The organism is Desulfobotulus pelophilus, assembly GCF_026155325.1.
GTDB classification, from domain to species: Bacteria; Desulfobacterota; Desulfobacteria; order Desulfobacterales; family ASO4-4; genus Desulfobotulus; species Desulfobotulus pelophilus.
In genome coordinates this window covers 27961-50876 of the sequence record NZ_JAPFPW010000021.1, presented here as the reverse complement: position 1 = coordinate 50876, position 22916 = coordinate 27961, and the positions used below count along the sequence as shown (strand labels likewise).

At 51.7% G+C, this 22916-nt stretch carries 22 protein-coding genes, 1 tRNA gene and 1 other RNA gene; 2 read left to right on the top strand and 22 right to left on the bottom strand.

Features of this window, described 5'->3' with window-relative positions; genetic code table 11:
* Positions 1-119 precede the first annotated feature (119 nt).
* The 20 genes from tyrS to OOT00_RS13950 form a co-directional block, all read right to left on the bottom strand.
* Complete coding sequence (gene tyrS / locus OOT00_RS14045; RefSeq protein ID WP_265426021.1) at positions 120-1400, bottom strand: tyrosine--tRNA ligase; 1281 nt, start codon at positions 1398-1400, stop codon at positions 120-122.
* A gap of 117 nt (positions 1401-1517) precedes the next feature.
* Positions 1518-3080, bottom strand: coding sequence for a ribonuclease Y (gene rny / locus OOT00_RS14040; RefSeq protein ID WP_265426020.1), 1563 nt, complete (start codon positions 3078-3080; stop codon positions 1518-1520).
* Positions 3081-3545: 465 nt separating this feature from the next.
* Positions 3546-3724: non-coding RNA, 6S RNA (ssrS, locus tag OOT00_RS14035), on the bottom strand.
* 3 nt (positions 3725-3727) lie between these two features.
* Positions 3728-4036, bottom strand: coding sequence for a cell division protein ZapA (locus OOT00_RS14030; RefSeq protein WP_265426019.1), 309 nt, complete (start codon positions 4034-4036; stop codon positions 3728-3730).
* A gap of 49 nt (positions 4037-4085) precedes the next feature.
* A complete protein-coding gene (locus OOT00_RS14025) occupies positions 4086-4316 on the bottom strand; it encodes a cell division protein ZapB (RefSeq protein WP_265426018.1) in 231 nt (76 codons plus the stop codon).
* A 51-nt stretch (positions 4317-4367) separates the two neighbouring features.
* The gene (locus OOT00_RS14020; RefSeq protein WP_265426017.1) at positions 4368-5147 is read right to left on the bottom strand and encodes a sugar phosphate nucleotidyltransferase; all 780 of its coding nucleotides are present in this window, start codon (positions 5145-5147) and stop codon (positions 4368-4370) included.
* Between the two features lie 115 nt (positions 5148-5262).
* Entirely contained in the window at positions 5263-5685 is a 423-nt protein-coding gene (locus OOT00_RS14015; protein WP_265426016.1) for a F0F1 ATP synthase subunit epsilon, read from the bottom strand.
* Between the two features lie 17 nt (positions 5686-5702).
* Positions 5703-7118, bottom strand: a complete 1416-nt coding sequence (atpD, locus tag OOT00_RS14010; protein WP_265426015.1) for a F0F1 ATP synthase subunit beta — start codon at positions 7116-7118, stop codon at positions 5703-5705.
* A 40-nt stretch (positions 7119-7158) separates the two neighbouring features.
* Positions 7159-8055 (bottom strand): ATP synthase F1 subunit gamma, encoded by an 897-nt coding sequence (gene atpG, locus OOT00_RS14005; RefSeq protein ID WP_265426014.1) that lies wholly within the window; start codon positions 8053-8055, stop codon positions 7159-7161.
* Between the two features lie 52 nt (positions 8056-8107).
* A complete protein-coding gene (gene atpA, locus OOT00_RS14000) occupies positions 8108-9625 on the bottom strand; it encodes a F0F1 ATP synthase subunit alpha (protein WP_265426013.1) in 1518 nt (505 codons plus the stop codon).
* Positions 9625-10176 carry an ATP synthase F1 subunit delta gene (atpH, locus tag OOT00_RS13995; protein WP_265426012.1) on the bottom strand — a complete coding sequence of 184 codons (552 nt, stop codon included), beginning with the start codon at positions 10174-10176 and terminating at the stop codon, positions 9625-9627. Before atpH ends, atpA begins: the two co-directional genes overlap by 1 nt.
* Positions 10173-10733: a F0F1 ATP synthase subunit B gene (locus tag OOT00_RS13990; RefSeq protein ID WP_265426024.1), complete on the bottom strand. Its 561-nt coding sequence runs from the start codon at positions 10731-10733 to the stop codon at positions 10173-10175. Before OOT00_RS13990 ends, atpH begins: the two co-directional genes overlap by 4 nt.
* 2 nt (positions 10734-10735) lie before the next feature.
* Positions 10736-11164: a F0F1 ATP synthase subunit B family protein gene (locus tag OOT00_RS13985; RefSeq protein WP_265426011.1), complete on the bottom strand. Its 429-nt coding sequence runs from the start codon at positions 11162-11164 to the stop codon at positions 10736-10738.
* A 381-nt stretch (positions 11165-11545) separates the two neighbouring features.
* Positions 11546-12649: a rod shape-determining protein RodA gene (rodA, locus tag OOT00_RS13980; protein WP_265426010.1), complete on the bottom strand. Its 1104-nt coding sequence runs from the start codon at positions 12647-12649 to the stop codon at positions 11546-11548.
* Between the two features lie 46 nt (positions 12650-12695).
* Complete coding sequence (gene mrdA, locus OOT00_RS13975; protein ID WP_265426009.1) at positions 12696-14540, bottom strand: penicillin-binding protein 2; 1845 nt, start codon at positions 14538-14540, stop codon at positions 12696-12698.
* 15 nt (positions 14541-14555) lie between these two features.
* A complete protein-coding gene (locus OOT00_RS13970; RefSeq protein ID WP_265426008.1) occupies positions 14556-15065 on the bottom strand; it encodes a hypothetical protein in 510 nt (169 codons plus the stop codon).
* Complete coding sequence (mreC, locus tag OOT00_RS13965; protein ID WP_265426007.1) at positions 15062-15913, bottom strand: rod shape-determining protein MreC; 852 nt, start codon at positions 15911-15913, stop codon at positions 15062-15064. The genes OOT00_RS13970 and mreC overlap by 4 nt, the downstream gene beginning before the upstream one ends.
* A gap of 4 nt (positions 15914-15917) precedes the next feature.
* Positions 15918-16961 carry a rod shape-determining protein gene (locus tag OOT00_RS13960; protein WP_265426006.1) on the bottom strand — a complete coding sequence of 348 codons (1044 nt, stop codon included), beginning with the start codon at positions 16959-16961 and terminating at the stop codon, positions 15918-15920.
* Positions 16962-17338: 377 nt separating this feature from the next.
* Positions 17339-18409: a serine hydrolase domain-containing protein gene (locus tag OOT00_RS13955; protein WP_265426005.1), complete on the bottom strand. Its 1071-nt coding sequence runs from the start codon at positions 18407-18409 to the stop codon at positions 17339-17341.
* A complete protein-coding gene (locus OOT00_RS13950; protein WP_265426004.1) occupies positions 18396-19352 on the bottom strand; it encodes a S66 peptidase family protein in 957 nt (318 codons plus the stop codon). The genes OOT00_RS13955 and OOT00_RS13950 overlap by 14 nt, the downstream gene beginning before the upstream one ends.
* Before the next feature lie 63 nt (positions 19353-19415).
* On the opposite strand from OOT00_RS13950, the gene OOT00_RS13945 reads away from it, so the two are divergent.
* Positions 19416-19492 (top strand) — tRNA-Pro (locus OOT00_RS13945).
* A 51-nt stretch (positions 19493-19543) separates the two neighbouring features.
* Here the strand turns inward: OOT00_RS13945 and OOT00_RS13940 are convergent.
* Positions 19544-20302: an SDR family oxidoreductase gene (locus OOT00_RS13940; protein ID WP_265426003.1), complete on the bottom strand. Its 759-nt coding sequence runs from the start codon at positions 20300-20302 to the stop codon at positions 19544-19546.
* Between the two features lie 219 nt (positions 20303-20521).
* On the opposite strand from OOT00_RS13940, the gene OOT00_RS13935 reads away from it, so the two are divergent.
* Complete coding sequence (locus OOT00_RS13935) at positions 20522-20845, top strand: PilZ domain-containing protein (RefSeq protein WP_265426002.1); 324 nt, start codon at positions 20522-20524, stop codon at positions 20843-20845.
* 85 nt (positions 20846-20930) lie between these two features.
* On the opposite strand, the gene OOT00_RS13930 is transcribed toward OOT00_RS13935, so the two are convergent.
* Positions 20931-22637 (bottom strand): FAD-dependent oxidoreductase, encoded by a 1707-nt coding sequence (locus OOT00_RS13930; protein WP_265426001.1) that lies wholly within the window; start codon positions 22635-22637, stop codon positions 20931-20933.
* Between the last annotated feature and the right edge of the window lie 279 nt (positions 22638-22916).

The following is a 22916-nucleotide window of genomic DNA, read 5'->3' as shown; positions in this document are numbered from 1 at the left end:
AGATTAAGATACAGATCTGGGCCATCCACGTCAACTGTTTTTTTAAAAACCCACAAATAAAATTTCATCACCCTGATAGCAATGGAATCAAGGCGATGAAAAAACTCATAATACTGACATCATACAGCTTCAATACGATGGTAGTGCTTCTTACCAGAGCGAAGCACAAGACCCGAAGCGTCCGAACCCGAAGCAACAACAACAGCGTCCAGACCCTCCACACGCTGTCCGTTTACATACGCCCCTCCCTGCTCAATAAGACGACGAGCGGCTCCCCTGGAAGCACACAAGCCAACACGGCAGAACAGGTCGACGGCCGATATTCCGACAGCAAGCTCCCCGATTGGAATCTGAGTAGAAGGCATACCATCACCATCCACTTCGGTGCTGCGGGATATCTGGCTGGAAGAGAAAAGAGCCTCGGGGACTTCCCTCCCGCCAAACATGGCAGAGGCAGCCCTATGCGCCTGCGCTGCAGCCTCACTTCCATGTACTATGGCCGTAGCCTCATAGGCAAGAACCGCCTTCACACCATTCAGATCCCTACCTGAAAGAGCGGATGCCTCCTCAATTTCCTCCATGGGAAGGAAGGTAAAGAGCTTCAGAAAACGAACCACATCGGCATCATCCGTATTCACCCAGAACTGATAATAATCATAGGGCGACGTACGTTCAGGATCCAACCAGACTGCCCCCGCATGGGTTTTTCCCATTTTTATACCGGAAGACGTCATAATAAGGGGAAAAGTAATACCAAAAACTGTTTTCTGGGCCTTGCGACGGACAAGCTCCACACCGGCCACAATATTCCCCCACTGATCCCTTCCGCCCATCTGAAGAAGGCAACCGTATTTTTCTGCCAGTACGTAAAAATCATAGGCCTGAAGCAGCATATAGTTAAATTCTATAAAGCTCAGCCCTTCCTCGGATTCCAGTCTGGCCCGATAGCTTTCTGCCTTGATCATTCGGTTCACGCTGAAGTGGCTGCCCACATCCCGGAGAAAGGGAATATAGTGAAGGCCACTAAGCCAGTCTGCATTATCAACCAGAAGAGCCTTTCCATCCGAAAAATCCAGAAAAGAAGAAAGCTGCCCCTTCAGACCCGCCTTATTTTCAGCCACAATTTCAGGTGTCATGAGCTGGCGCATCTCTGTTTTTCCACTAGGGTCACCAATCATTCCCGTTCCGCCACCCACGAGGGCAATGGGACGATGCCCGCACCGCTGCATATGGGAAAGAGCCATAACCGTAACCAGGTGTCCCACATGAAGACTGGATCCTGTAGGATCAAAACCGATGTAGCAGTAACGTCCGGGAGATGACAAATAGGATGCCAGCTCCTCTTCATGCGTTGTACTTTCGATAAATCCCCGTGACCTCAGAACGTCCAGAGCATGCATCCCTAAACCCTTTCCTACCGATCTTTCATTGATAAACCTGAAGGAGGTAGCTGCAACAGCTACAGCTCCTCCTCCCACTAAAACTGAATCATACTATAGCCGGAATCTTAAAAAAAATTATTTATTCGCATAACCCACAGCACGGGTTTCACGAATAACCGTAACTCGAATCTGGCCGGGAAACGTCAGGCTTTCTTCAATTTTACGTGCTATATCCCTGCTCAGCAATACGGACTCTTCGTCTGATATCTTATCACTTTCCACAATAACCCGCAGCTCCCTACCTGCCTGTATGGCATAGGAATTAGCAACACCCTTGAACGAACAGGCAATAGTTTCAAGATCCTCAAGGCGCTTCACATAGTTTTCAAGAAGCTCCTTGCGGGCTCCGGGCCGAGCTCCCGAAAGGCTGTCCGCAGCCTGTACAAGAAGATCATAAACAGATTCGGGCGGAATGTCTTCATGGTGAGCAGCTATGGCCTGAACCACCGTAGCCGCCTCTCCAAATTTTTTTGCCAGCCTGGATCCGATAAGGGCATGGGGGCCCTCGACCTCATGATCCACAGCCTTTCCAAGATCATGCAACAGTCCCATTCTCTTAGCCAGCTTGACATTCAGCCCAAGCTCCGCAGCCATGATCCCGCAAAGAAAACCCACCTCAACGGAGTGCTGCAACACGTTCTGAGCATAGCTTGTCCGGAATTTAAGACGCCCGAGAACCTTAATCAACTCAGGGTGAATACCGTGAACTCCAAGATCAAAAGCGGCCTGTTCACCTGCTTCCTTAATGGTCTGTTCCACTTCTTCTTCCACAGCCTTCACCACATCTTCAATGCGGGCGGGATGGATACGTCCATCCGCAATCAAACGGGTCAGAGAAAGACGTGCAACCTCACGCCGAACAGGATTGAACCCCGAAAGAATAACAGCTTCTGGCGTATCATCTATAATCAGATCAATTCCCGTTGCCGCTTCCAATGCGCGGATATTCCTGCCTTCCCTGCCTATAATCCGCCCTTTCATTTCGTCACTGGGCAAAGGCACTACCGACACCGTTCTTTCCGCAACAAAATCTCCGGAAAAGCGCTGTATAGCCGTTGCAAGAATTCTTTTGGCTTCCTTGTCAGCTTCTTCCTGAGCTTCTGACATAATACGCTTGACCAGCTTTGCCCCTTCATACCGGGCATCGTTTTCCATGGACCGTATCAAAATTTCTCTGGCCTGCTCACTGGTAAGCCCTGATATTTTTTCAAGTTCGCTGTGCTGTTTCTGGATCAGCTCATCCAACTCTTCGGAACGCTTTGCAAACGCCTCTTCCCGAATCTGAAACTTTTGTTCCTGTGCCTGTAAATCCTGCTCTTTCTGTTCATTCTGGTCATGCTTCCTTTCCAGATTCTCCTCTTTCTGAATAAGCCGCTGTTCCTGGCGCTTCAACTCAGAACGGATCTCTGCGGTTTCTGCATCAAACTCGCTTTTCATCTTGAAAAGACGGTCTTTCGCTTCAACCTCAGCTTCTCTCAGAAGACTTTCCGAGCGCCTGGCCGCATCTTGAAGCAAACGGCCAGCCTCATTTCTGGCGGCACTTTCATTCTGGGCATCCAGTTGCTGCCGAACCCAGTAGGCAAGCCCGAAACCAGCTCCAAAAGCCAGAAACCCTATCAGAATACCATATCCTGTCATTCCCCGATCTCCCCATTCAAAAACCACAGTGATGCGCAGAGCCGGGAGTTTCAATCCCTTCAAGTGGCTTTGGTGTGCCTGTGCAAAACTCCTCACTCCCAAATGAAAGCATACCCGCTCAACGGCCGCCTTCCTATTACCTGGAATTCAGAACATGCCGACACCGACAAGGTGCTAAGCATCAAAATAAAAAAAGACGCAAACACTTTACCTGTCTGTCATAGCTCTGGTCCGGAACACCTTCCTCCAGCCAGCACAGACCCACCCCAAAAGCCACCGCTACGGCAAACCACGCACCGTATGATTTTTTATTCATTTATGCAGAACGAAAAACCTCACCAGACAACCAGAGCCTTTACTGCACAAACAGCAATGCCCTGCTGTATCCTTCAACATCATAAAAGACTGCTTTCAGAAGAAAGAAAGGAGGGGGAGAAAAAGAAAGGATGGAGGAGATTGATCAAGCATGCCCCCGCATGTGCCGTGTTGGAAAACCTTTGAACCGTTCGGTTCAAGTGGGTGCCTTATGATACCTTCAGGCTTTTCTGACAGCGTACAGAACATGCACACCAGTACCAGAGAAAGCTCCCTTTTTTACAACATTGGGTCAAAGGGCATATCAATCACGCACACAGCAGGGGCTTTTATCATTCTGCAGACGGAGAAACAGAAACCGACTCCAAAGCCAGCAGCAAGGCATCCGATCGTTCCGCCAGTTCTGACACCGTTTCCACATGCTGCCGTTTAAGATTAAAATATGTATTGGCAATATTCATGGTGGCCAACAGAAGCTTGGCCGTCTTGGTAACGGTTTTAGCCTGAGCCCCCAGGTCTTTTTCAACCCGTGCAAGCTCTTCCATCAGAAACTCGGCGACCTCGTTCGCATCGGCAACACCTGCCTCCGCCTTAAACTTGTACACCTCGCCAAACATATGAATTGTTACGATGGTATCCAAAGTTCACTATATGCAGACCATTAGGGTTACGCTTGATTTATCTACACTTTTAAAAGGCATTAAGCCGCTCCAGGAGTGCATCTATTTTTTTCTGCATTGCCTGTTCATCCTGCACCCGCTCAGAATCTTTATGTATCATTTCTTCAAGCCGGGCATTCGTGTCCGCAAGTTCCACCTTCAGGGATTCGCGCTCCTCTTCAAGGGCTCTGCAATGCGCAAGCAAACGCTCCACCTTGGATTCTATTGCATCAAATCGGCTTAAAACCACATCTCTTTCCAATCTACACCTCTTTATCCTGACTACCAGTATAATCACCCAGCGGAAATGAAGTCAAGGGAATTGCTGGAGACAGGTCAGTCTTCCTGCAAACCGGTTGGCTTCTTCCAGGTTTTCGGGCGAATTCACTCCCATCACCTCTTCAGGAGAATCCACACAGACACACTCAACTCTATCACCGGCAGCCGTGGCAACCGCCACAAGATCTGTAAGATAATATTCTTTCTGCACATTATCTGAACGCAGATTTTTAATCTCTCGTTCCAGAAACTCCCGATTAAAACAATAGAACCCCGTGTTCACAAGGCCTATTTTTTTTTCTTCCGCATTGGCATCCTTTTCTTCCACAATGGCCCGTATCTGACCTGCTGCATCGCGCTGAATCCGGCCATACCCGTGGGGATCTTCAAGCTGGACAGCCAAAAGAGTCAGGGTCGCCCCAGTATGCACATGATGCGCATAAAGCCGGGCAAGAGTCTGCTTCCGTATAAGAGGAGTATCTCCGCAGATTACAAGAATATGAGAACAGCCTGGAGGAATGTGATCCGTAGCACATGCAACCGCATGCCCCGTTCCCAGCTGCTCCTCCTGCAGGGCAAAGGAGAGGGGATAATCCTGCAGGGCCTCCCGTACAGCCTCAGCCTGATGGCCCACAACCACCGTGCAGGCTACAGGATGCAACCCCATAGCTGCTTCAGCTACACGTACAACCATGGGCTGCCCCCCTACACAATGCAACACCTTTGCCATATCTGAACGCATACGCGTTCCCTTGCCCGCCGCCAGAATAATAAAGGCAAGGGCCTCACCCGAAACGATTGTCATTGCATCCATCCGGCAGCATCTTTTTTTTCAGTACACGGAAACATGGTCTTTCCTTTTTATTCAAGAAAAAGGGGCAGCCCACTGATGAGACTTGCCCCTTTTCCCATAACAACTTTCTGAAGCTTCAGGCCGGGTCCTGACCGGAAACCAGCCGAATCCTGCCTACAGAACGCGACAGAGCAGCACGGGCACGGGCAAAGTCCACGGCTTCCTCACTGCTTTTTTTCTCCAGACGCTCTTTTGCACGCTCATAAGCAGCTTCCGCCCGGGCAAGATCAATATTTTCCCGCCGCTCTGCGGCTTCCGCAAGCACGGTGACCCTGTCCGGCAGAACCTCTGCAAAACCTTCTTTGACAAAAACATAGCTTGTTTTCCCTGAACCATCCTCATACCGCAAAGCACCCAACTTCAGCGCCGTAAGAAATGAGGTATGGCCGGACAGCACACCGAACTCCCCGAAAAAGCCCGGCGCGACAACAGTCTGTACGCTTTCGTCCACCACCACCTGCTCGGGGGTTACGATCTCAAGCTTGATACTGGCTGCCATAAGGCCCCCTTCGTCTGTTATTCAGCGGCCATACGTTCGGCCTTGGCAACGGCTTCCTCAATGGAACCAACGAGATAGAAAGCCTGCTCCGGCAGATCATCATACTTGCCTTCACATATATCCCGGAAAGACCGGATAGTATCCTCAATTTTTACATAACAGCCGGGGATACCGGTAAACTGCTCCGCCACATGAAAGGGCTGGGAAAGAAAACGCTGCACTTTACGGGCTCTGGCAACGGTGAGCTTATCTTCATCAGAAAGCTCATCAACACCCAGAATAGCAATAATATCCTGAAGATCCTTGTACTTCTGAAGAATCTGCTGCACCGTGCGGGCAACCCTGTAGTGTTCTTCTCCAATATAGTTAGGATCAAGAATACGGGATGTTGAATCCAGGGGATCCACAGCAGGATAAATGCCCAGCTCCGAAATGGCACGGGAAAGAACAACCGTACCGTCCAGATGGGCAAATGTTGTGGCAGGTGCGGGGTCCGTAAGGTCGTCAGCAGGCACGTACACACACTGAACGGCTGTAATGGATCCTTTATCCGTGGATGTAATTCGTTCCTGCAGGGCACCCATATCCACCGCAAGGGTAGGCTGATACCCAACGGCTGAGGGCATACGCCCAAGAAGAGCGGAAACCTCTGCTCCAGCCTGGGTGAAACGGAAAATATTATCGATGAAGAGAAGAACGTCCTGTCCTTCCACATCACGGAAATATTCCGCCTCTGCAAGGGCGGAAAGGGCAACACGGGCACGGGCTCCAGGAGGCTCCGTCATCTGACCGTACACAAGGCAGCACTTGTGAAGAACACCGGAATCTTTCATTTCATGGTAAAGGTCGTTACCTTCACGGGTTCTTTCCCCTACACCTGCAAATACGGAGATACCACCGTGATGCATACCGATATTGTTTACCATTTCCATCATAATAACGGTTTTGCCCACACCGGCACCACCAAACATCCCCATCTTGCCACCACGGGGAAAGGGTACCAGCAGGTCAATAACCTTGACGCCCGTTTCCAGAACCCTGACCGAGGTATCCTGGGATGTAAATGCCGGTGCAGGTCTGTGGATATCCGAAGTTTTGGACATATCAATGGGACCCTTGCCATCCACCGGGCGCCCCACAACATTCAGAACCCGACCCAGGGCAGCTTCTCCCACAGGCATCTGAATAGGTCTTCCCGTATCCTTTACAGACATACCCCGAACCAGGCCGTCTGTGACGTCCATGGCTATGGTCCGCACCATGTTGTCGCCCAGATGCTGGGCCACTTCCACAACAAGGTTATCCTCTTCGCTGTTAATGGCGGGATTGGTAATCAAGAGAGCCGTCAGAATGGTAGGCAGGTTGCCCGGTTCAAACTCAACGTCCACAATCGGCCCCATGACCTGCCTGATCTTGCCAATATTTTTACTCATCGTCTTTGCCTCCGTAGCATCAAACATATCGGTACCGGTCCTAACCGCGCAGGGCTTCGGCCCCTCCGACAATGTCCATCAAGTCATTGGTAATCGCCGCCTGACGTGCCTTATTGAAGACCCTGTTCAGATCCTTGATCATGTCGTTGCAGGCCCGTGTCGCATTATCCATGGCAACCATACGTGCCGCATGCTCGCTGGTGGATGTTTCCAGCAGGGCCCGGAAGATCTGAATATGGACATTGCGCGGAAGCATGGCGTTCAGCATGGCTTCCGGTGAGGGTTCACAAATATGTTCAGGAATGTAGGTATCGTCCGCCCGCTCTCCTGAATCCTCCGCCTCTTCTACGCTACTGGCAGGAATCGGAAGAAGCCTCTGCACAGAGGGCACCTGACGGCTCATGCTCTGGAATTCCGGGTAAAGGATATGCACCTCATCGTAGGTACCCGCCAGAAATTCAGTAATGAGTTTGTGGCCGGATGTGGAGGCCACGTTGAAACCGAATACCGTTCCCACAACACCGAGATGAACATCTGTCAGCTCACCTTTGATTTTCCGCACCCATTCCCGCGCTTTTTTCCCGAAGGCTGTGAAAGAAACCTCAACACCTTCTTCCAGGGCCTGCACCCATGCCGCAGCTGCTTCCAGAATATTGTTATTAAATCCGCCGCAAAGGCCACGATCCGACGTACAGATTACAAGGTGAACTTTCTTCACCTCTTCACGGGGCACCAGAAGAGGGCTGGCACCTTCCCCTGCTCTTCCCGCAAGACTTCCCAGCACTTCTCCGTACTTCAGCGCATAGGGACGGAAAGCACTCATCCGCCGCTGCGTACTCCGGAGCCGGGAAGCCGCGACCATATTCATGGCCTTGGTGATCTGCTTGGTCTTTTTGACCCCGGAGATCTTCGTTTTGACTTCCTTGAGCGTTGCCATGAAATCACCTTATTTCGAGTCAGTGTTTGCTGATGAAAAAAACGGGAACACCCTACTTGATGGTATCCTGAAATTCATCACCGTAAGCCTTGAGTGCTTCGGTCAGCTTCGCTTCCAACTCATCGGAAAGTTTCTTTTCTTCGGCAATGCCCTTCATCAGGCCCGCATACCGGGTTTCCAGGAAGGCATGGAGACCGGCTTCATATTTGGCTATCATATCAAGGGAATACTTATCCAGATAGCCCTTTGTTCCGGCGTAGATGATGGCTACCTGATTTTCCAGCTTAAGGGGCTTAAACTGCGGCTGTTTCAGAATTTCAACCAAGCGGGCACCACGCGTCAGCTGACGCTGGGTTGCGGCGTCCAGGTCTGAGCCGAAAGCAGCAAATGCCTCAAGCTCGCGGTACTGGGCCAGATCAAGGCGCAGAGTTCCAGCTACCTGCTTCATGGCTTTATCCTGGGCAGACCCCCCCACCCTTGAAACAGAAATCCCCACGTTAACCGCAGGGCGAACACCGGAAAAAAACAGGTTGGGTTCCAGATAAATCTGACCGTCTGTAATGGAAATAACGTTAGTCGGAATAAATGCCGCAACGTCACCCTGCTGTGTTTCAACAATGGGCAAAGCGGTAAGGGACCCGGCACCCAGCTCATCGGAAAGCTTGGCAGCACGTTCCAGCAGACGGGAATGGTTATAGAAAACGTCTCCGGGGAATGCTTCTCGTCCCGGCGGACGGCGCAGCAGAAGCGAAACCTGCCGGTATGCGGCCGCCTGTTTGGAAAGGTCGTCATAAATGATCAGGGCATGCTCACCCTTGTCCCGGAAGTATTCACCCATGGCACACCCGGCATAGGGAGCCAGGTACTGAAGGGCAGCAGGATCAGAAGCACAGGCGGATACAACAGTAGTATACTCCATGGCTCCGTTTTCTTCAAGAACCGCAACAACCTGAGCCACCGTGGACTGTTTCTGACCGCAGGCCACATAAACGCATTTAACACCACTGTTCTTCTGGTTGATAATGGCGTCGATGGCTACAGCCGTTTTGCCGATCTGCCTGTCACCGATAATAAGCTCACGCTGGCCACGACCAATGGGAATCATGGCATCGATGGCCTTCAGCCCTGTATACATGGGCTCATGAACACTTTTTCTGTCAACAACACCCGGTGCCACAACCTCAAGGCGACGGGATTCTTTACTTTCAACAGGCCCCTTACCGTCGATGGGCTGCCCAAGGGTATCCACCACACGACCAAGGAGGGCTTCACCTACGGGAACCTGTGCAATACGTCCCGTACGTTTGACCACATCACCTTCCTTGATGCCAGTATCCGGCCCCATAAGAGCGATCCCGACGTTGTCCTCTTCAAGGTTCAGGGCAAGACCGAACACATTTCCCGGAAATTCAATAAGTTCAAGGGCCATAGCTTTTTCAAGGCCATACACACGTGAAATTCCGTCGCCAACAGACAGGACAACACCGGTTTCGCTGAGCTGAACGCTCTGGTCGAAATCCTTGATTTGCTCCTGGATGATCTGGCTGATTTCTTCCGCTTTGATTTCCATCAGATACCTTCACCCCTTTTAAAAGATTCTCTCAGATTCCGTAACTGGGTTCTGATACTACCATCATAGACCAGATCCCCGACCTTAGTGACAATGCCACCGATAATCCGGGGATCCTCATTCACATCAAGGACCACCTCACGGCTTGTCAACCGAACAAGGGCTTCTCGGATGCCCGTGACAGCCGTATCACTCAGGGTAACAGCTGAGACAATCCGCGCGCGGGCAATATTCTGAAACTCATCGGCAAGCTCCTTGTAGGACCGTTCCACATCCATGATCCTGGCAAGCCGACCTTTATCAAAAAGCAGCAAGACAAAAGACCGGGTAATGGAAGACATAGAAAGCTTTTGCAATACCGCATCCAGTATCTGCCGCCTCGCTGTCCGGGCATGCAGGGGATTGGAAAGAATATGGCGCAAACCAGCATTCTCCTGAAAAACCTTGCAGAAAACCGCCAGCTCATTTCTGTAGGCTTCCACCTGCCCGTCCTCTTTTCCTATCAAAAGCAAAGCCTTGGCGTATCGCCTTGCAACCGCAAGATTTTTCACGATGCCACCACCTTTTTAAGATATTCATGCGTCAGACGCTCATGGTCTTCCGGCTGAATTTTTTCCTGAATCAGAGATTCTGCCCGATCCAGGGCCTTTTCCATGATTTCAGCCTGTAGTGAAGCCCGTGCACGGGTGAACTCATATTCAATATTGCGGCTGGCCTGCTCGCGCATTTTGGCCACGGAAGTCTCCGCCTCTTTGAGTATCCGCTCCCGGGCTGCTTCTCCCTGTCTGCGATACTGTTCCAGAATGGTTTTCGCTTCCTGATCCATATGTTCCAGTTGAAGCTTGTACTCAGCCAGCTCTTTTTCAGCTGCTTCTTTCCGTTCTTCCAGCTCCGCAAGCTGAACTTCAATGCCTTGAATCCGGCTATTCAGAAATTTCGCAACAGGTTTTCTCAGAAGCAAAAACAAAATCAGCACCAGGGCAGTAAAATTCATCACCCGATAGGTGTCAATGGCACTCCACGACTCACCACCTGCTGCCAGAGCAGCTCCTGTACCCATGAAAAAAAACAGCCCCGTAAACAGGAGCGTTCTTCTCTTTGCCTTCATAATCAAATGGCCCTCCCCAGAATCTTCTCCGCTATGGCAGAAGCAAATACATCCGCCCGGGAAGTCAAGGCCTTCCTGGCCTCTTCAGCTTCCGCAGCAATACGTACACGGAAGGCTTCAAGGTCTTTTTGGATACCTTCCTGAATCTCAGCTATCCGTTTCTTTTCCTCCGCACTGACACGTTCAACGACGGCGTCTTTTTCCCTTACACCGCTGGTTCTGGCCTCTTTGATTCCCGCCTTCACAGCCTCAAGACAAGCGTCACCCTCGGATCTCATCCGTGAAATTGATGACTCAAGCCCCTCCACCGTTTGTCTGCGTTTTGCCAGAATCCCACGAATGGGTTTATACAGCACCACGTTCAGCACAACGATCAGCACAACAAAGTTGAGGATCTGGATTCCTAAGGATCCGTCCACGCTGATGTTCATAAATGCCCTCCAGAATTCATGCGTCCCAGACCTTTTTCTGCCTACCTGTGCCTTTACCGGACGGATATACGGATTGCCGAACATCTGTCGATGTGCACAGCCATAAACTTAATCCGGGCTAATTACCACCGAAAAGCAAAAAAAGTCAAAGTGTTTTTCAAAAAATCCTGATATTTTAAGCATATTCTGCCATTCACCCTCCTTTTTCAAACTTTTTTAAAGAGTTCAGTCTTTATTCTTAACTAAAACTATACATTCATATAAAAAAAACTATTCTATTTTACAACCGCAGACTTCGCCATTGCCATTCATTCGCTTCAACGGTGACCGGTTCTTCTCCGCAAGCCACCCTTTTCTGTAAAGGACAGAGATCTCAAAATTTCAGTCTGAAAGAAACCTCCGCATACTTATATTCAAAAGAATCCCCACACCCAGAAGGGTCGTCACCACTGAGGATCCGCCATAGCTTACCATGGGAAGAGGCACCCCCACAACGGGCAACAATCCCATGACCATTCCCATGTTGATAAAAATATGCCAGAAATTCATGATTGTGATACCGACAGCCAGAAAGGTTCCAAAGGGATCCCGGCAGCGATAAGCGACATTCAGACTCCACGCAAGAAAAAGCAGATACACAAGAAGCAGCAGACTGCAGCCTACAAACCCCCACTCTTCTGCCAGGACAGAAAGAATGAAATCCGTATGCTGTTCAGGAAGAAAATCCAGAGCATTCTGCGTTCCTCCAAGAAAGCCCTTACCAAACAGCTGCCCTGAACCGATGGCAATCTTGGATTGTATAATATGATAACCCGTACCCAGGGGGTCCCTGCCCGGATCCAGAAAAGTCAGAATCCTGTGCTTCTGATAGTCTTTCAAAAACAACCACACCACGGGTACAGCAGCCATGCCTGCGGCAATAAAGCCCAGCAGGGTCTTTTTTTGAACTCCCACAAAAAGAGTCAGGCTTCCGCCAATCACAAACAACAGCAGGGCTGTTCCCAGATCCGGCTGCTGCACGATAAGAATGAACGGTATTAAAACAAGTATAAATGGTTGTACAAGATCCTTAACTCCCATACCCTGGCCCATGAAGTTTCTGGCAAAATAGCGGGCCAGCACGATACAGATGGCTATCTTCATCAGCTCCGAAGGCTGAACGGAAACAGGACCCAAAACCAACCAGCGTCTGGCACCTCCTCCATAACGGCCAAAAACCATAACGGCCACCAGAAGAAGAATGCAGCCCGCATAGATGACAAGCCCCCACTGGTCGAATTTCTTATAACTGACAAAAAAAGACAGGAGCATTCCCCCACCGCCAATGGCAAACCACAAAAGCTGCTTCAGAAGCAGGCCTTCCTGTGATACATGGCCTCCGGCATTAACGGCACTGTAGAGGACGGCCACTCCCATGCCTCCCAGAAGCACGGTCAGGGCCAGAAGCCCCCAGTCAAAATATGTTATCAGTCTACGATCAAACATGGGGTCCTTTCACCTCATCAGTCAAAACGGCTCCCCCTGTCATTACCTATTCAAGTGCCTTATCATCGGCCATCTGTTTTTCCAGATAGAAGCGAATGACATCCGCAGCGATGGGAGCTGCCACAGTGGACCCACCTTCCCCGTGCTCAACAATGACAGCTACAGCAATGCGAGGCTTTTCATAGGGTGCAAAAGCCACAAACCAGGCATGGGGCTCAAATCCAGGACGGGAAGACGTTTCATCATCATCACTTTTGCGACTGAGAACCTGTGCCGTACCCGTTTTTCCGGCAATATCCAGCTCCGGATCGTTTATCCGCCTTGCCGTTCCGGAACGGCTGCTCACCACATCCCGCAGGGCGCTCCGTACCAGCTCAAGGTGCGCCTCTTCCACGGGCAGGCGACCGGTCACTTCCGGTGTAAATGGCCGGAGAATACCGCCTCCGGCCTTACGGATTTCATGCACAACCTGAGGCCGGTAAAGGGTACCCCCATTACCCAGTGCGGCAATCATGACAGCTGCCTGCATGCAGGTTGCCAGATTATAACCCTGGCCAATAATAACCGAAAGGGTTTCCCCTCCCTGCCACGGGACCCCCGTCCGCCGCCTCTTCCAGGCGGCCGTAGGCACAAGACCCGCCTCTTCATGGTCCAGATCCACTCCGGTTCTGCGCCCGAAGCCCGCAGCCCTTCCATACCAGGCCAGCCTGTCCACGCTCAAACGCTGGGCCACATGATAAAAATACACATCACAGGACCGCTCCAAAGCCTCTTTTAAATTCAGACTGCCGTGGCCGCCCCTCCTCCAGCACCGGAATTCACGATCCCCGTACCGAATGGAGCCCGAACAGAAAAAACGGGTTTCGCTATCCACAACACCTTCTTCCAAAGCCGCTATGGCTGAAATCATCTTGTAGGTGGATGCCGGAGGATAGAGACCCTGAATCACTTTATTCTCCATGGGCCTGTGGGGATTATTGACAAGAGCCCGCCATTCGTCCGAACGGATTCCCCTTGCAAAAAGATTCTGATCAAAAGAAGGGCTGGAAACCATGGACAGCACCTGACCATTATTGGGATCCATGGCCACCACCGCTCCCACCCTTCCTTCCATCAGTTTTTCTGTCTCTTCCTGCAGATCCCGGTCCATGGCAAGGTAGAGGCTGGCACCGGGTTTTGCCGGAACGGTCTGAAGAATACGGATCACCTGCCCACGCGCATTAACCTCTACCTGCCGACCACCACGCTCGCCCCGGAGAACCCCGTCGTAGACCCGCTCAACACCTGTTTTGCCCACAAAATCTCCTCCCCGGAGATCCGCATTTTCTGGCCGCTGCAACTCCAGCAGGCTCACCTCACCCAGATACCCCACGAGATGGGCTCCCAGGCCGGGGTACATGTACTGGCGCCGTGGCTTCGCATCAATACGGACTCCCGGAAGATCGTAGCGTCGTGCACTGATCAGGCCCACCGCATCCCTGTCCAGATCCTGACGCAGCAGCACGGCCCTGTATCCCGGCCCCCGGTTTCTTTCCAAGCGATCCCGAAACTCATCCGCAGCAATCCCTGTCAGAGCAGCCAGTCGTTCCAGCACCTCATCCATATTTTTCACATCACCAGGGACAATGAGCAGATCGTAGGCCGGCCTGTTATCCACCAAAAGCCTGCCATGCCGGTCATAAATCAAACCCCTGTGGGGCAGAATACTCTGGAGACGGATACAGTTATTCTCTGAAAGACGGGCATATTCATGCCCCTGGAAAATCTGCAGATAGAAAAGCCTGGCCAGAAGAACCAGAAAAAAAAAGGCTGCCACCCAGAACAGAAGCATGAGCCTGCGGCGATATCCGTCCGATTCCGTACTTTTCAGATAGTTCATACCGGGGGCCATGACCGTTCCTTCTTACTAGAGGGATGCGGATCGCAAAGGCCCCACCGCCTTGACCGGAAACAGGCAATGGTGAACTTTCCGAAAAAAACGCAACAGAAGAGGACTCAAGACCAGGGCACTCAGCATCTGAATGACAAGAAAACGACCTGCCGCAGGCAAAGCTCCCGCAGCATGGGTCCCGGATGCCAGGGTGAGAATCGTGAACATATTTTCAAGAAGAACACCTGAAAGAACGGCAAGAAGGGAAAACAGAGGACTGGAGGTCCGCAGAAAGCCACCCAGCCAACGGACCATGCAGAAAACCCACAGAAACGAAAAAATAAAGACCCCAAAAGGACCACCTGTCAGACCGTCCAGTACCAGCCCGGCCACCAGCACCAGCACCAGCCCCTGAAACAGATCAGACTCCAGCCCGAGATAGACCGTATAAACCAGCATAGGGTTGCATAAGGGGTACCCGGGAAAAAAAACGGTCATGGCAAGGGTCAGCATGGAAATCACAATATAGTGCAGCAGCAGGCTCATGCAACGTCCTCTTCTTCGTCCTCTTCCATGGCCTCAGCAGGGCTTATGAGAAGAATCATCACCTCTTCAATGCGTTCAAAATCGACAAAGGGATGGACACGGACATCCTGAAAAATGCCCTCATCCCCCCTGACAACCGCTTCCACCATGCCAATACGCAGCCCCTTCGGATAGATACCGTCCAGCCCGGAACTCACCACCACATCCCCCTCCGCAACATCATAACGGCGCAGGGCATAGGCAAAGGAACAGAAAGAGGCTCCGGAGCCATTCACAACTCCTCGGGCACGGGTACGCTGCACCAGAGCATCCACGCCACTCATGCGGTCTGTGATCAGTAAAACTTTGGCATACTTTCCCGTCACCTCCACAACCTGACCCACAATGCCCTCGGGTACCACAACGGGCAGGCCCACACGAACCCCGTCTGCCCGACCCCGGTTAACAATGAACGTTTTAAACCACGGTGACGGATCCTTCCCCACAATTTCTGCGGCAAGGACTTCACCGTCCAGCGTTTCCCTGAAATTCAGAAAACTCCGGAGCCGTTCATTGGCAATGGAAAGCTCAAGGTAGTAATTCTCATTCTCCCGGGCCAGGGCCAGTTCTTTTCTGAGCTCCCTGTTTTCCCGGGCCTGACGGACACAGTCAAAATAAACCTGCCAGACAGATCCCAGCGCCGCAATGCTCCGGGAAGCGGCATGCTGCAAAGGCCCCATAAGGGTAAGGGCCACCCCGCCCGGTCCCTGTGCAGGGCGGGGATGTCTCCCGCTCAGAACCAACGACGCAAGCGTTGCGGCCAGCAGGACAAAAAACAAGCATACCAGAATAAATTTACGAGAAAACATAGTATCAGGTAATCATCACCTGCCGAAGGATGTCGATGCTTTCCAGAGACCGTCCTGCGCCCTGAGCAACGGTGGCAAGAGGATCTTCCGTTACCGTAATGGGCAGGCCGGATTTTTCCCGCAGCAGTTTATCCAGATTTTTTAACAAGGCCCCACCACCAGTCAGAACAATTCCCCGGTCCACTATATCCGCCGCAAGTTCCGGCGGCGTTCGTTCCAGAGCAATTTTAACGGTTTCTACAATGGCCTCTATCTGTTCAGAGATGGCAACACGTATTTCCTCTGAATCAATGGCAAGAATCTTGGGGATACCGGAAACAAGATCCCGCCCTTTTACCTCTATGGTTTCCAGATTTTCTGGATCGGGGTAGGCATTTCCGATGGTAGTTTTAATGATTTCCGATGTTCGTTCGCCAATCAGAAGATTGTATTTACGTTTAATGTACTGCATGATGGCTTCATCCATCTTGTCTCCGGCCACCCTAAGAGATCGGCTGTACACAATGCCCGCCAGGGAAATAACGGCCACTTCCGTTGTTCCGCCGCCGATATCCACTACCATATTACAGGTAGGCTCCGTAATGGGAAGACCCGCACCAATGGCTGCTGCCATGGGTTCTTCAATAAGAAAAACCTCCCGTGCACCTGCGGATTCCGCCGATTCTTTCACAGCCCTTTTTTCAACGGGAGTAATCCCCGAGGGCACGGCTATAATAATTCTTGGCCGAACAAAAGTTCGGCGATTATGCACTTTATGAATAAAGTGACGGAGCATGGCCTCCGTTACCTCGAAATCTGCAATCACACCGTCCCGCATGGGGCGTATGGCCACAATATTCCCAGGTGTCCTCCCCAGCATGTTCTTGGCTTCCTGACCAACGGCCAGAACCCTGTTTTTATGACGATTATCCGTGCGTACCGCCACAACGGAAGGCTCACTCAGGACAATTCCTTTGCCCTTAACATAAACCAGTGTATTGGCTGTTCCAAGATCAATGGCCAGATCACTGGAAAAAACACCCAAGACGGAATCCAGAAAAAGATTCATTCTCCCTCTTTTCTACAATAAATATGGCTTTGATTCCCGAAGCAGGACAGGGAAAAGACCTTGACAGAAGCAAAAATCCAACATTTTTTCTTCTCTGACTTTTTTTCTGACACATTCTGACAGTTACCTCCGGAGACCGGAACAGCAGCCTGGCTGGAAACCGCCCAGATCCCTCTTTTAGCAGGCTCAAGCTCTTTTCCGTTCTGTGAAGGTAGCAGACAAAGGGCAGGAAACATCGTCATGGGAACTTGCAAGCAAGGCTGACCCTATCCGGAAAATACAGCTTCCCGTGATCCGGATACAGGATATCGCCCCCATGGATATCCACCTTGATGCCAACTTTCGCTACCAAAAAAAACACCTGTTTACAAGCAAAATTACCCCTTTCCAAGGGCTTCCACTACCTTATCATGGAACCGGGGACGAAAGGACCGTATTTTCCAATTCAAATTACCATAGTAAACCCGGTTACTCAAAAGTACCACCACTATTTTTTTTTCCATATCCATCCAGAGAGAGGTACCGGTAAAACCCAGATGCCCCACCGTCTTTCGTGAGAAATAGCGACCACAGGCAGATAAGGTTCCTGAAGGCCTGTCAAAGGCCGGAGGACGCCTGCCCTCCTCCGGCCAACAGATAAAGCTCTGCACAACGGAAGGCGGCAGCCATACATCCTCTCCTTGCCAGGCAGCCAACAGAGAACACCCCGCTTTCCCCACTGCGGCGGCCGTACCCCAAAGTCCGGCCTGCCCGTCTACCCCCCCCATAACCGCAGCATTTTCGTCGTGCACCTCTCCTTGGAGAAAACAATGACGATCAAAGCTGAAGCCTGTGGCAGCAAAAGATACAGGCTGCCCGGAACGGGGCCGGGCCGGAAGAAAAAAAATATCGTCCCGCACAGCCGGGGGCAAAGCTTTCATTACCTGAGAAGCAAAAGGCTCCCCCCCCCGGATCTCCGCCGCCCTCTTCAGCAGCATGTAAGCGATATCACTGTAACAGACCCTTTCTCCCGGCACGGACTCAAGGGGCAGACAACGGATCCGACGCAATCTCTCTCCTTCACGAAAACCAGGGGGGACAGAAGCAAGATCCCTGTAAAAGGCTCTGTGGGCAGGCAGACCGGAGCTGTGTTCCAGAAGGTGGCGGACAGATATTTTTTCCCGGTCCATACCGTCCCGCCACTCCGGCAGAATATGCCACAGGGGCGTTTCCAGCTTCAGCAGTCCGGCAGCCACCAGACGCATCATAACAAGACCCGTTCCAAGAATTTTTGTGAGGGAAGCAAGATCAAACAACGTTTCAGGTTTTACCTCAGGAGCACCTGGCCCGCCAGCATTGCCCACCGCCCCCTCGTAGACACAATACCCCCCAACGCCAACCCAGGCCGTCACTCCGGAAAAAACCTTTTGCTGAACACCGTCCAGCAGCAACTCATCAAGCACTTTCACAGGGCCAGCTCCATTCAACATATCCCTTTTTCGTATCCAGCACCCCCTTTGCTCCCAGAGCGAGCGGCTGATTGCTCTCACCATGCCCGAATGGCATACCACAGACAACGGGAATGCCACCGGGAAGGTGGGAAAGGATACGATCACAAACCTCCTGCATGCATCCGCAACCCATAAAGGCACCCAGCATCACCCCCTTCACGGCCTGCAGCGCGCCGGCCATAGACAGATGACACATCATTCGGTCGATACGGTAAGGGGCTTCATTCACATCTTCAAGGAAAAGAATACTACCCGCGAAAGAAGGACACCAGGGCGTGCCAAGCAGTCGGGTAAGAAGAGAAAGATTGCCCCCCACCAGATGCCCTTCAGCCCTGCCCTCACAAAGCACCCTCTGCCAGCCCATGGACTGAACTTCACCAACCCATGTCAAAGCCCTGAATGCAGCATTTCTGCCTTCATGGGTAAGCCTGCCCAGCTGGGTGATCACCGGCCCATGCAACGCTGTCATATGGCAGCGTTCCCCCAGAAAGGCCAGAAGTGCGGTTCCATCACTGAAGCCCATAATTCTCTTGGGGAAATGTTTCAGCAGATCCGGTTCCAACAAGGGGAAAAGCCGGGTACACCCGTATCCCCCCCGGGCCATCCACAGTGCATCCAGGGAAGGATCTCTGAAAAATTCTGTGAGAGTACGGGCACGGATACTGTCGGAACCCGCAAAACCATGGGTATCTTTCATATAGACCTGTTCCGCCACCTTCAGCCTGTAACCTCGGGAGCGGATCACATCAAGCCCCGCCTCCAGTGCCTCTGGATCCGGAATACCGGAAGGGGCCACCACACCAATGCAACTGCCCGGAAGAACAGGTGCCGACAGTGACCAAAACCCGGCAGACAGGCTACCAGCCATTCCTGTACCTTCTTTTTTTTCTGGCTCCGCCATTTTTTTATCCTTATTGCTTGACAGCGTGAGGGAGTGTGGTGTAGACAATCTTTCGTTTTGTGTCGGGGCGTAGCGCAGCCTGGTAGCGCACTAGCATGGGGTGCTAGGGGTCGGAGGTTCAAATCCTCTCGCCCCGACCAAACAGATTCAAAATCAAAGCCAATCCTTTTTTGGGATTGGCTTTTGTCTTTTCATGCCCCGTCTCTGGAAACGGCAAAGGGAGACCAGGCCTGCTGGGTGGGCATCACCTCAAGATGATTGATATTCACATGGGCGGGCAACATGGTCACCCATCCCACAATTTCTGCTATATTCTCTGCTGTCAGAGCTTTCACCCCCCGGTATGTTCCACTGGCCTTGTCCGCTTCTCCCTTGAAACGCACCAGAGAAAACTCCGTTTCCGCCATTCCAGGCGCAATGTTGGTCACCCGCACTCCGCTCCCCAGGATATCACAACGCAGATTCCTTGAAAACTGCTCTACAAAAGCCTTGGTAGCCCCGTAAGCGTTACCGCCCGGATAAGGCCAGCTCCCCGCCACAGAACCCATGTTCACGATATGCCCTTTTTTTCTGGCTACCATGCCCGGCAAAATAGCTCTGGTGAGATACATCAGCCCTTTGACATTGGTGTCCACCATGGTTTCCCAATCATCAAGACTGGCTCTGGGAGCAGGCTCCAGCCCCAGTGCCAGACCCGCATTGTTTACAAGAATATCCACATCCGCAAAATCCTCCGGCAAACGGCTCACCACCCTGTCCACGGCTGTCCTGTCACGCACATCCAGCTCCACGGTAAAAACGGGAACATTCAGATCGCCAGCAAGGAAATCGAGGCGGTTTTTTCGCCTCGCGCAAAGAATCAGAGAGCACCCTCTTTCTCCATACCAGCGGGCGCAGGCCTCACCAAATCCGGACGAGGCCCCGGTTATCAGCACCTTTTTTTTTTGCATAAACCATCTCCTTTTTTGAGGACCTGCATTGGCCCCAGACACAAGGGAAATTTTCCCGACCAAATAATACGAATCACTCATTGCTATGATAAACAATGTTCTATAGGGTGTTTCTTACGTTTTCATACCTCCCTCCTCCCTCCCATATTGCTGTGCGGGGCGATTGCTTCAGCGGATCGCCCCTTTTTCTTTTACTTATACCCTTGAGGATCTGCGCCTATGGATGATTTCAGAGAAAAACGGAAAAATCCGCGCCTTACCGTCTTCAAACCAGTGGTATATACAAGTGAGGATCAGGAATACAGGGAGTATATTCTTGATATCAGCGGTGGCGGTGTTTTTATCAAAACCCGCCACATTCTTCCTCCTGACACCGAGATCAGGCTATTCCTGCCCTTTCCGGGCGATAACTACATCAGCCTTATCGGTGTGGTGGTCCGCTCCGGCGAAAAAGGTATTGCCGTTGAGTTCTGCAAAGACGATATGGAAATAATCCACTCCCTCCGTAATATGATTCGCAACATTCGCGTTCTTGAGGAATAGACATACTGCGCGAAAAAAAGAAGCCTGTGGAACAGCCCAAAAGGGCTGCTCCATGGCAGCGTCACTCTGCACGGGGTTTGCCCTGTCAGATATCCATTCCCCAGTGCTTCAGCATGGCAACTCCACCAAAAACCGTCACATTATCCGTATGACCCTTGGCCCTCAGATTCAGCTGAGCCTCATAGGAACGCACTCCCGTGTTGCAGATCAGTACAAGGGGTTTGCCTTCGGGCAGCTCATCCAACCTTTGCAAAAGTTCATCCTGTGGGATTCCCTTCCAGAAAGCAGGATATTTTTCCTCGTAAACCTTGGCATCCGCCCTGGCCCGACAGTCAATGAGACAGATGTCTCCTTTCTGAATGGCCTCCCATTTTTCCGCAAATTCTTCGCAACCGATGGGGTGCATGCGGCCATCCAGCAGGTTGTCCGCCACATTGCCAAGGGCATTGACAATATCCATGGCCGAGGAAAAAGGAGGGGAGTAGGCAAACTCCATGTTGGAAATATCTTCCACTACAGGCTTACGGGGCAACAGAGCCGCTACGGCATTAATCCGCCCCACGGTCGCGTCCCCCTTGCTGCCGGAGCCCTGTATGCCCAGAATCTGTCGCGTTTTCCTATCCACCACCAGCTCCAGGTACATCAGTTCCTTGGTGGGATAAAAATGGGCTCTGTCCAGCTGGCACATACGAACACTCACCGCATCAAAACCTTCCTCCAGGGCACGCTTCAGGGTAAGACCTGCGCCACAGAGACAGGTTTCAAAAAGTTTAACCACGAAACTACCCACCACGGGAGGAGACACAGACTCTTTGCCGGCCAGATTATCTCCGATCACACGGCCCTGACGGTTGGAAAGAGAGCCCAGAGGATAATAGCCCGGCTTACCCGTCAGGGCGTTGGCTACCAGTACACAGTCACCCCCTGCATAAATATCCGGATCTGTGGTGCGCATATGCGCATCCACCACAATCCCGCCGTTCCACCCCACTTCAAGACCCGCATCCGCAGCCAGCTCGCCATTGGGCACAATACCGGCAGCAATGATAACAAGATCGGCCTCCAGAGACTCCTTATCCGTGACAACCCTGGCAACCGTACCGTCTTCCCCTTCAAAGCGGATAACCCTCTCTCCCAGCCGGAAGGAAACACCCTGCCCTTCCATGTGCTGCTGGGCCATGTGGGCCATTTCCGGCCCTACAAAACCCGGCATGATCTGATCGGCAATTTCCACCACAGTGGTTTCAATACCCCACATGTCTGCCAGGGCTTCCGCCATTTCAAGACCAATGAAGCCACCACCCACCACTACAGCCGTTCCCGCCTGACCAGCTGCAATGGTTGACTTAATGGCAATGGCATCGCGGAGAGATCCCACTGAAAAGATTCCCTTCAGATTCTGACCGTTAATGGCCAGATCCCTGACCCGCGATCCGGTCCCGATCACAAGCTTGTCATAGGCAAGGGAGTCTTTGCTACCATCCTGACGTACAATATCAATGGTTTTCCCTTTGCGATTAATGGCTGTGACCCGGGTTCGGGTCAGCACGTCAATATCCTTGCAGTCTTTAAAGAAACGCTCATCCCTGAGCATATGAAAGCTTGTACTCTGTAATTCTGATGCATCGGCAACATCCCCGGACACATAGTAAGGAATTCCGCATCCTCCATAAGAAATGTGCTCATCCTGATCAATGAGAAGAACCTCTGCGTCCGGCTCCAGCCGCTTCAGACGACAGGCAGCCTTGGATCCCAAAGCCACGGCCCCAACCACCAGCACTCTTTTTCCCATTTTCCCTATTCCTTTCCCTGTTTATGTAGGTGGCTGAATCATAAACAATTACAAACCAGCAACCTTTCTATCCGGATGTTTCCACCGGAGCTTCATGTACGGCATAGCGACGGCCAAAGACTTTCGGCGCATCGTGGGAAAGACTACAACCCTGCCTGCCACCTGTCAAACCCCGGAAAAAAAGTCCTGCACGGCACTTTTTACCCACTTCCGGTCACATAATTTTCCCATTTTTTCCACACCGCCCATAAAAAAGATCCAGCTCCATTGAACAGACGA